This is a genomic window from Guyparkeria sp. (assembly GCF_046545975.1).
In the GTDB taxonomy this organism is placed as follows: Bacteria; Pseudomonadota; Gammaproteobacteria; order Halothiobacillales; family Halothiobacillaceae; genus Guyparkeria.
The window spans coordinates 1-9,375 of sequence record NZ_JBKGYT010000069.1; the positions used below are offsets into that span (position 1 = coordinate 1).

Annotated in this window: 10 protein-coding genes; 4 read left to right on the forward strand and 6 right to left on the reverse strand. The window is 70.2% G+C overall.

The genetic code is table 11. The features are described from left to right. From ACLFMY_RS07070 to ACLFMY_RS07085, 4 genes are all read left to right on the forward strand, one after another. On the forward strand, nt 1–618 hold a 618-nt coding region (locus ACLFMY_RS07070), incomplete at its 5' end, for a malic enzyme-like NAD(P)-binding protein (RefSeq protein WP_410763909.1). Beyond that, nucleotides 615–1,532, forward strand: a complete 918-nt coding sequence (locus ACLFMY_RS07075; protein ID WP_410763910.1) for a 5'-3' exonuclease H3TH domain-containing protein — start codon at nt 615–617, stop codon at nt 1,530–1,532. The genes ACLFMY_RS07070 and ACLFMY_RS07075, both read left to right, overlap by 4 nt. Nucleotides 1,533–1,541: 9 nt before the next feature. Further along, nucleotides 1,542–2,081 (forward strand): pseudouridine synthase, encoded by a 540-nt coding sequence (locus ACLFMY_RS07080; protein ID WP_410763919.1) that lies wholly within the window; start codon nt 1,542–1,544, stop codon nt 2,079–2,081. 279 nt (nt 2,082–2,360) lie between these two features. After that, complete coding sequence (locus ACLFMY_RS07085; protein ID WP_410763911.1) at nt 2,361–3,554, forward strand: hypothetical protein; 1,194 nt, start codon at nt 2,361–2,363, stop codon at nt 3,552–3,554. Between the two features lie 19 nt (nt 3,555–3,573). Here ACLFMY_RS07085 and ACLFMY_RS07090 read toward each other — a convergent pair whose 3' ends face one another. From ACLFMY_RS07090 to ACLFMY_RS07115, 6 genes are all read right to left on the reverse strand, one after another. Next, nucleotides 3,574–4,125 carry a chalcone isomerase family protein gene (locus ACLFMY_RS07090; protein ID WP_410763912.1) on the reverse strand — a complete coding sequence of 184 codons (552 nt, stop codon included), beginning with the start codon at nt 4,123–4,125 and terminating at the stop codon, nt 3,574–3,576. Then, complete coding sequence (locus ACLFMY_RS07095; protein WP_410763913.1) at nt 4,122–4,676, reverse strand: DUF3833 domain-containing protein; 555 nt, start codon at nt 4,674–4,676, stop codon at nt 4,122–4,124. The genes ACLFMY_RS07090 and ACLFMY_RS07095 overlap by 4 nt, the downstream gene beginning before the upstream one ends. Next, on the reverse strand, nt 4,673–5,965 hold the full coding sequence (locus ACLFMY_RS07100; RefSeq protein ID WP_410763915.1) for an MFS transporter: 1,293 nt from the start codon (nt 5,963–5,965) through the stop codon (nt 4,673–4,675). The genes ACLFMY_RS07095 and ACLFMY_RS07100 overlap by 4 nt, the downstream gene beginning before the upstream one ends. Beyond that, nucleotides 5,962–7,212, reverse strand: a complete 1,251-nt coding sequence (locus ACLFMY_RS07105) for a class I SAM-dependent methyltransferase (protein ID WP_410763916.1) — start codon at nt 7,210–7,212, stop codon at nt 5,962–5,964. Before ACLFMY_RS07105 ends, ACLFMY_RS07100 begins: the two co-directional genes overlap by 4 nt. After that, nucleotides 7,185–7,985 (reverse strand): DUF1365 domain-containing protein, encoded by an 801-nt coding sequence (locus ACLFMY_RS07110; RefSeq protein WP_410763917.1) that lies wholly within the window; start codon nt 7,983–7,985, stop codon nt 7,185–7,187. Before ACLFMY_RS07110 ends, ACLFMY_RS07105 begins: the two co-directional genes overlap by 28 nt. Beyond that, nucleotides 7,982–9,375, reverse strand: a 1,394-nt coding sequence (locus tag ACLFMY_RS07115) for an NAD(P)/FAD-dependent oxidoreductase (protein WP_410763918.1), incomplete at its 5' end; no start/stop codon positions are given. The genes ACLFMY_RS07115 and ACLFMY_RS07110, both read right to left, overlap by 4 nt.

Sequence of the window (9,375 nt, forward strand, 5' to 3'; positions counted from 1 at the left end):
AACCTGCTGGTGGTCGACCGCACGGGGGTCCTCCATGCCGGGCTCGAGGGGCTGCCGGAGCACCATCGCCGCTTCGCCGCCCGCACCGAGGCGCGCACGCTGGCCGACGCCCTGGTCGGGGCCGATGCCTTCATCGGCGTCTCCGCCCCCAAACTGCTGACCCCGGAGATGCTCGCCGGCATGGCCGAGCGCCCCGTGGTGTTCGCGCTGGCCAACCCCGACCCGGAGATCCTGCCCGAGCACGCCCACGAGGTGCGCGATGACCTGATTATGGCGACCGGGCGCAGCGACTATCCCAACCAGGTCAACAACGTGCTGGCCTTCCCGTTCATCTTCCGCGGCGCGCTGGACTGCCGCGCCCGGCGGATCACGGCCAACATGAAGATCGCCTGCGTCGAGGCGCTGGCGGCACTCGCCCGCGAGCCGGTGCCGGCCTCGGTGCTGGCGGCCTACGATCTCGACTCGCTCGAGTTCGGCCCGGACTACATCCTGCCAAAGCCCTTCGACCCGCGCCTGATCGAACGGCTGCCCGCCGCCGTGGCGCGCGCGGCCGAGGCCGACGGCGTGGCCCGCACGGCCTATCGTTCCCGCACCATGCCGGCCGTCGGGTCGGCATGAGCCGCGAGCGCGCCTGGCTGATCGACGCCCATGCCCAGATCTGGCGGGCATGGCACGTCTACGACAAGGGGCGGACCGATCGCGCCGGCCGGCCGGTCAACGCGCTGCTCGGTTTCGCCGACTACCTGCTGGCGCTGGTGGAGTCCACCTGGCTGCCCGACCGGCCCGCCCCGGTGATCGCCGCGGTGTTCGACGCGCCCTGCGGGCGAGGCCACCGGCAGGCCATCTACCCCGACTACAAGGGCCATCGGCCGCCCCACCCGGTCGAGCTGACCGAGCAGTTCCCGCGCTGCCGGGAACTGGCCGAGGCGGCGGGGTTCGGCGCGCTGGACCAGCCCGGCTACGAGGCCGACGACGTGATCGGCACGCTGGTGACCCGCCTGCGCAGCCGGGAACGGGCCGTGACCATCGTCACCGGCGACAAGGACCTCGCCCAGCTGCTCGGCCCCGACGACCGCTGGTACAACCCCATGCGCGGCCAGGTGATGGCCTACGGCGACGTCAAGCGCCGCTTTGGGGTGATGCCGGGACAGGTGGCCGACTGGCTGGCGCTCACCGGCGACGTGGCCGACAACATTCCCGGCGTGCCCGGCATCGGCCCGCGCACCGCCGCCCGCCTGCTCAAGAAGCACGAGAGCATCGATGGCATCTACGCCAACCTCGCTTCCGTCTATGGCATGAAGTTCCGCGGCGCGCCGCGTGCGCAACGCCTGCTGGCCGAGCACGAGGCGCAGGTGCGCCTGTCGCGGCAACTGACCGAGATCGTCTGCGACCTGCCGCTTGCGACCACCCCGGGGCCCTGGCAGGGCATCGATCGAGCCGCGCTGGTCGGCCTGCTCTCGCAGGCGGGCGCCGATCCGGCCCAGATCGAGCGCTGGGAGGCCTGGTCCGACACCGCCGTGACGAGTGCCTGACCCGTGACGCTGCTCGCCTTCAACAAGCCGTTCAACTGCCTCTCCCAGTTCACGCCCGAGCCCGACAGCCCGGCGGCCACGCTCGCCGACTGGATCGATTTCCCGGGGGTCTACCCGGCCGGGCGGCTCGACCGCGACAGCGAGGGTCTGCTGCTGCTTACCGACGACGGCCGCCTGCAGGCGCGGCTGGCCGACCCGAAGCACAAGCTCGCCAAGGTCTACCTCGCGCAGGTCGAGGGCGAGATCGATGCCGACGCGCTGACTGCCCTGCGGGCGGGAGTGACGCTCAAGGACGGGCCCACCCGTCCGGCCGGGGCCGAGCGGGTCGACGAGCCCGACTGGCTGTGGCCGCGGGACCCGCCGGTGCGCTACCGCAAGAGCGTGCCCACCAGCTGGGTGGAACTCACCCTGCGCGAGGGGCGCAACCGCCAGGTCCGTCGCATGACGGCGCACGTGGGCTTTCCCACCCTGCGCCTGGTCCGGGTGGCGATCGGCCCCTACCGGCTCGACGGCCTGGGGCCCGGCGAGTGGCGGGTGATCGACGGCTGATGCCTCGCCTCCGGCGGCATCTCCTCGTTGTCTTTCCGGCGTTGCCGCCTGTCGTTTCCGGCGGCCCATGTCCGACCCCGGGACTGCGTTAAAAGCCATTGCAGCGCAACGGGTTAGGCCGTTCTGGCAAGGGTTTTCCTCCCGTCGCTTTGCGCCCGGCGGCATAATCCGGTAGATTGCGCGATCCGCTCGGCGCGGCGGGGTGTTCACGGGTCCTGTTTTGTTGTGACAAAACAGTGACTTGTGGGGTGGTTGGTCGAGTATAGAGAAGGGCGTGCCATGAATATCATGAAGCAGTTTGTGCTGGGTCGTCGGCTGGTGGGCAGCTGGGCGCTGGATCGGGACGCGACGCTGGACGACGCGGCGGCCGTCAGCCTGGCCGAACACCTGGCGAAACAGGACTGGCAGGCCCCGCGCGAAGCCGACGACCTCGAGCTCTCGCTGCTCTCCTTCCTGGTGCTCGAGACCGCGCACCGCTACTACGTCCAGGCCGACAAGGCGCTCAAGAGCTGCCAGTCGGACGAGGGGCGCAGCCTGTTTCCCACCGAGATGCTGCCCGAGCGGCTGGCCGACCTTGCCGCGACCCTGCGCTTCTACGACGAGGCCCCGGCGCTGGCCGAATCTCTGCCGGTCAACGGGCTGGCCAGCCTGCAGAGCCTGACCAACACCCTGTTCGCGGTGATCGCCGCGCACTTCCCGGGCCACATGGCCGAGGTGCATGCCCAGTCGATGCGCGAGGAGATCGCCGAGGTGATCCGGACGCGCTTCCCTCGCCGCAGGGCGCACGTGCCGGTCTATTCGCCCACGCATCTCGAGTTCATGGGGGCGGTCGACAAGACCCGCTGCATCTTCGCGCCGTCGGGCAAGTACTGGGGCGCGCGGGACTACGACGAGACGCAGGACTTCGATTCGAATGTCCACCGGTTCGCCGAGGACCTGTTCCATTTCATGCTCGTGGGGCACAAGGAGAAGTTCAAGGGGCTGGCCCTGCGCCTGCCGGCGGCCATGAGCGCATCGGTCGAGCGGCTCGCCGAGACCACGGCGCGGCTGCTCGACGGTCTCAACCGCACCGACCCGGCCGGCTCCGACTGCCTGCGGCACGTCGACGGCCGCGAGGGCTGGAAGTTCGTCTGGGCCGGGGAGCCGATGTTCCTGACCGCCTTCGGCACCTGCTACCCGGACGACCATCCGCGCAACCCCTACGGCTTCGATCACACCTACTTCTTCTTCCAGCCCGACTTCGTGCTGCGCAACCACCCGGGGCTGATCGACGGCAAGGAGGAGATGTCGCGCCAGCGCATCCTCGCCTCGTTCCGCAAGCACGGCATGGACTACGACAATGCCGGCAAGGAAGCCGAGCACGCCCGCTACATCCGCCCCATGGAGGCGGACGGCCCGGCGGTCGAGTGGTGGCGCCACCTGCCGTCGCGGCAGCACGCCCCGGTCGAGGCAGTGCTCGACGCGGCCGGCTGACCGCCGCTCGCTAGGGAACCTAGTCCAGTCGCGCGAGGAGCGCCTTGCGCAGGTCGTCGGACAAGGGCGGCTCGCCCAGCCAGATGCCGAAGTAGACCCGCGCCAGTTCGGCATCCTCGCTCTCGAACACCGTCGTGCCGTTGAGTGACAGCCGCAGCGCGGGAGTTTCCGGACGCCAGTCGAGCCGGTAGCGGTCGCCGTCGCCGACATCGCGCATCGCGTCGTGCAGTGCCTCCACGCGGTCTCGCAAGGCCTCGCGGTCGGCTTCGTCCCGCTGGTCCTCCAGGGCCTTCCAGGCGGCCTTGCGGATGCCGTCGACGCCGACGTCGCGGTGGTATTCCAGGATCAGCGTCATCGGCAATGCGCCCCCCTGCAGGGTCGATTCGCTGGCCGAGGCCGGGGCGTAGAGCGCCGCGTCGTAGACGTCCCACACCATGTAGCTGGCCGTGCCCGAGCCCAGCAGCTCCAGGCCCGCCTCGCCCTCGAGCTCGGGGGCGAAGCCGGTGCCGAAGGCGGCCGCCGGGAGGAGCGCGGCGCCCAGCAGCAGGCCGCGCAGGCCGGCGGCGTTCACGCGCCGCTCCCGTCCGGGTCGGACTTGGTGAAGAACAGCGTCACCTCGCCGACGCGAATGCCGAACTTGCTCACCGTGGCGCGGTTGATCACCACGTTCTCGCTGCGGCGGATCATCCAGTCGTCGAAGGTCACGTCGATGGTCGAGTCGTTGTACGGCAGGCGCAGCACGTAGTGCCAGTTCAGTGCCTGGCCGACCTCGCGGCCCTCCGCCGTGCCGACGATGTCGCCGGCGCGGCCGACGTATTCGCCCTCGCCGGCGGGCGTGATGCGCCAGGTACGCTGGTCGGTCTCGCCGTCGTCGTAGACGAAGTCCTCGTCCAGGACGAACTCCTCGCCCTCCCAGTGGCCGTCGATCTCGACGCGGAACTGGCGCTTGATCTCGCCGCCGCGCCCCTCGAAGATCCCGTGCGCCCAGGTCTTGCCCGCGAAGTACCCGGTGAGGTCGAAGGCGGGCGTGGTGCCCTGGAATTGGTCGAGTTTCATGCTGCTGCACCCGCTGACGAGTAAGGTGGTGGCGAGGGTCGTCGCCAGGGCGAATCGTCGAATCATGGCATTGCCTCCCTGGGTGGGGGTTCGGTATCGGTCAGGATGGAAAGGACCAGCCAGGCGGCGGCCAGCTTGAAGGCCACCGGCAGGGCGCCGTAGGCGAGGGCCAGCGCGGTGGTGTCCGCATCGCCGGCCTCGAAGCCGGCGGCCGACAGCACCCCGAAGCCCAGCCCCACCGCCACGGCGAGCGCGAGCTTGGTCGCCAGACCCAGCAGGCCGAAGAACAGCCCGGCGCGATCGCCGCCGCCCGCGTCGCTGTCCATGCCGGCAATATCGGCTTGGATGGAGGCCGGCAGCACCATGTTCGCGCCCAGGCTCAGCCCCGAGACGGCGCAGATCACCGCGAACCAGACGGCGTCGCCCGGGCCGAGCAGCGGGGCGAAGGCGAAGCTGACCGCGGCCAGCAGGATGGACAGCCCCCATGCTCGGCGCTTGCCGATGCGGCGTGCCGCCCAGGTCCAGGCAGGCAGGGCGGCAATGCCGGCGGCAAAGTAGAGCAGCAGCGGGCCGAGCCAGTTCTCCGCGTCCAGCCGGTCGGCGACGAACATCAGGAACAGGGCGGCGGGGATGCCGTTGGCCAGGTTGTTGAGAAAGTAGCCGCCGAGCAGGCCGCGCAGGTGGCGGTTGTGCCTGATCAATGGCCAGCCGTGCCGCCAGTCGGCCACCGGCCGGTGCGTGGCCGGCTCCGGCGTGCCTAGTCCCATGACCAGAAAGCCCAGCGGCAGCAGGACCGCCATCAGCCAGAAGACCGCCTTGAGCACGTCGGCCGGCGCCTCGCTGCCCAGCAGCACCGGGAGCGAGGCGGCCAGCACCGTGCCGACAAGGGCCAGGCCCTCGCGGCTGGCGGCCAGCCGGGTGCGCCCATGGGGGGTGGGGTCGGCCTCCGCGCCCAGGCTGGTGTAGGGAATCTGGATCAGCGTCCAGCCGAGAAACGCGGCCAGGCCCCAGAGGTACAGGTGCCACAGCCCGACGCCCTCGCCCGGGCGCAGCAGGAACCACAGCGAGGCGACCAGCAGCGGGATGCCCGTGGCCATCAGCAGCTTGCGCCGATGCCGGCCGGGGATGCGGTCGGAGAGGAATCCGACCAGCGGGTCGGTGATCACGTCCCAGAACCGGGTCAGCATCAGGGCCAGGCCCACGGCGGCGAGTCCCAGTCCCAGTTCGTTGGCGTAGAACGGCGGCAGGTAGACATACAGCGGGATGCCCATCAGGGCCAGCGGCAGGCCCGGCACGCCGTAGGCGAGCACCCGCCACAGGCCCAGTTGTGCCGCGGGCTGCGCTGCGTGCGTCACGGACGCTCCAGTATGACCTGGGCGACGTTGATCCGGCCGGTGAGGAAGCCGGCCTGGCAGTAGGCCAGGTAGTAGCGCCAGGTCCGGCGGAAGGCGTGGTCGAAGCCCATGCCCTCGAGCGTGTCCTCCGCGGCGTCGAAGCGGCCCTCCCAGCGGGCCAGCGTCCGGGCGTAGTCGCGGCCGAACAGGTGGGTGTCGCGCACGGCGAGACCGGCGGCCTCGGCACCGGCGCGGAAGCGTTCGATGGACGGCAGCATGCCGCCGGGGAAGATGTAGAGCTGGATGAAGTCGGGCTCGCGTCGGTAGGACTCGAACGCGTCCTCCTCGATGGTGATCACCTGGATCGCCGCCCGCCCACCGGGCTTCAGGCGGTCGTGCACGGTGCGGAAGAAGGCGGGCCAGTAGCGCTCGCCCACCGCCTCGAACATCTCGATCGAGACGATGTGATCGAACTGGCCCGTCTGGTCGCGGTAGTCGGTCAGCTGCAGCTGCGCGCGCTCGGCCAGCCCGGCCTTCTCCAGCCGTTCCCGCGCCCAGATCAGCTGCTCGATCGACAGGGTCAGCCCGTCGACCTCCAGGCCCCGCCGGGCGGCTCGCTCGGCCAGTCCGCCCCAGCCGCAGCCGATCTCGAGGACGCGATCGCCGGGTTCGGCCTGAAGGCCGTCGAGCAGCCGGTCGTACTTGCGCTGCTGGGCGATCGCCAGCGGCTCGTCGGGATCGTCGAAGAGCGCCGCCGAGTAGGTCATCGAATCGTCGAGCCAGAGCCGGTAGAAGTCGTTGCCCAGGTCGTAGTGGGCGGCGATGTTGCGCCGGCTGCCGCGGCGGTGGTTGGCCCGCAGGGCGTGCTGCAGGCGGTGGGCCAGCCGGGCCCAGAATCCCGGGCGCAGGTCGCGGGCGATCACCTCGAAGTTGCGCGCGCCGATCTCCAGCAGCGTGGTCAGGTCGTCGGTGGAGAAGTCGCCGGCGATGAAGCCCTCCGCGATGCCGATGTCCCCCAGCCGGGCGAGGCGGGAGAACAGCCGGGCGGGGTGATGCAGGTGCCAGCTGGCGGACAGCTCGGGCTGCTCCGCGCCGACGAACTCCGCGCTGCCGCCGTCGTCGGTGGTGACGCGCACCCGACCGATGCGGATGTCGGCGAGCAGGTGGCTCACCCAGCGGGCGGCCAGTGGCAGGGCCTGTTCGGCGGGTCGCTCGGCGGTGGCCGAGGCCGCGATCGGGGCTACGTTTCGTGTCTGTGCGAGGGGCATGAACTGACCTCCGATGCCGGTGGTGGCGGGCTCTTGTGGAAACGCCCGCCCTTGAGCCAGATTTTCAGGGCCTGCCAGTGGATCAGGCCGATCACCTTGAGGGTGAGAAACGGGATGCGCAGCGCCTCGAGCGCCAGGCGTCGGTCGCTGAGCTCGCGACGCTGCGCGTTGTGGGTGGCGACGAGCGTCAGGATCTCGCCGCCGTTCGCGTCGAGTTCGGTCTCGCGGATGGCCACACCGAGCCGGTCGCCGGGCCGCGAGAACCGGAAGTGGTAGCGCATGTTCATGGGCAGGAACGGCGAGACGTGGAACACCTTGTCCGCCGTGGCGCGGAAGGGTCTTTCCAGCGGGCGACCGTGGTCGTGCAGGAAGTAGTGGTGGTGGCCGCCGAAGGTGTTGCTGACCTCGCAGTCGATCGCGACCAGCTCATTGTTGCGGTCGTGGCAGTACCAGACCGTCAGCGGGTTGAACTGGTAGCCCAGTACCCTGGGGTAGGCCGAGACGAGGATCTTGCCGCCCTCGATGTCGATACCCTCGGCGCGGGCGGTGGCCGTGATCCAGTCGCGCAGCGGCATGTCGCGGCGCGGGCCGTGGTCGCGGTCGTGGACCGAGAACAGGTTGAAGCGGTTGTGCGAGAGCAGTCGCGTGCCGGGAAACCCCGCCTCGAGATCGTCGAGGTCGACCAGGAGCGAGAACACGCGGTAGCGAAAGCGGTAGCAGGCCCGCGTGAACCGCTGGTGCATCACCCAGCCCTGGTAGAGCGCCGAGCTCACGCCGCCTCCGTCCCGCGGTCGTTCGAGGAGGCATCGTCCCAGGGGATCGATACCCCGAACGCTCGGGCGACGGCCACGGCCGAGGCCAGCCCGTCCTCGTGGAAGCCGTAGCCCGTCCAGGCACCGGCGTAGTACATGCCCCGGTGGCCCTGCAGCGCGGGGATGTCGGCCTGCGCGGCGACCGCGCGGGCATCGAAGACCGGGTGGTGGTAGGTGAACTCCCCCGTCACCAGTTCGTCCCGCGGCGGCTCGAAGGGATTGAGCGTCACCAGCCACTCGTGACGGCATTCGAGCTTCTGCAGCCGGTTCATCCAGTAGGTGACCGCCACGGCCCGCCCGCCGTCGGCATCGCGGCGGCCCAGGTAGTTCCAGCTCGACCAGACCTGGCGCCGTCTCGGCATCAGCCGGGTGTCGCGGTGCAGGAAGGCCCGGTTCTCCTGGAAGCGGAAGGCGCCCAGCGTGTCCCGTTCCCGGCGATCCGGATCCGCGAGCATCGCCAGCGTCTCGTCGGCATGCGCGGCGGATACCACGGCATCGAAGCGACGTCCGTGCTCGGGCAGGTGGATGCCGGCCTCGCACCGTTCGATGCGCGTGACCGGGTGGGCGACGAGGGTCTCGAAGCCTCCTGCCTCCAGCATGCGGTCGATGTAGGCGCGCGAGCCGCCCGAGACCGTCTCCCACTGCGGGCGGTCCTGCACGTTCATCAACCCGTGGTTGTCGAAGAACTGCAGGAAGCTTCTGGCGGGGAAGTCGAGCATGCGCCGTGTCGGGCAGGACCAGATCGCCGCGGCCATGGGCAGCAGGTAGTCGTCGCGCAGCCGGGGCGAGAACCCGTTGGCGGCCAGGAAGTGCCCCAGCGGCATGTCGTCGAGCGCGGACGGCGCACTGCCCGCGTTCTGCAGGGCCGCCTTGCCCAGCCGGTTGAAACGCAGGATCTCGGCCACCATCCGCACAAAGCCCGGGCGCAGCAGGTTGCGCCGCTGGGCGAACAGGGTGTTGATGTTGTCGCCGCTGTACTCCAGCCGGCCGCGGTCCATGCTCATGCCGAAGGACATGTCGGTGGCCTGCGTCTCGATCCCGAGCGTCTCGAACAGCCCGAACAGCTGCGGGTAGTTCGGGCGGTTGCAGACGATGAAGCCGCTGTCCACGGCGATCTCGCCTCCCAGTCCGTCGTCGAGCCGGTGGGTGTGCGTGTGCCCCCCGAGGTAGTCGTTCTTCTCGAACAGCGTTACTCGGTGATGCCGCCCCAGCAGCCACGCGGTGCCGATGCCGGCGATGCCGGAGCCGATCACGGCGATTTCCAGCGGTCGATCGCGGGTTGGGGTGAAGGGGGTGTTCTGGATCACGCGGCTCTCCGGGTATCGGGCAGGAACGACATTGAGTGTATAAT

What these genes read in the sequence shown, in the direction of transcription:
- ACLFMY_RS07105 (WP_410763916.1), bottom strand. Translation starts at nt 7,212, where the DNA reads ATGCCCCTCGCACAGACACGAAACGTAGCCCCGATCGCGGCCTCGGCC.
- ACLFMY_RS07095 (WP_410763913.1), bottom strand. Translation starts at nt 4,676, where the DNA reads ATGATTCGACGATTCGCCCTGGCGACGACCCTCGCCACCACCTTACTC.
- ACLFMY_RS07075 (WP_410763910.1), top strand. Translation starts at nt 615, where the DNA reads ATGAGCCGCGAGCGCGCCTGGCTGATCGACGCCCATGCCCAGATCTGG.
- ACLFMY_RS07085 (WP_410763911.1), top strand. Translation starts at nt 2,361, where the DNA reads ATGAATATCATGAAGCAGTTTGTGCTGGGTCGTCGGCTGGTGGGCAGC.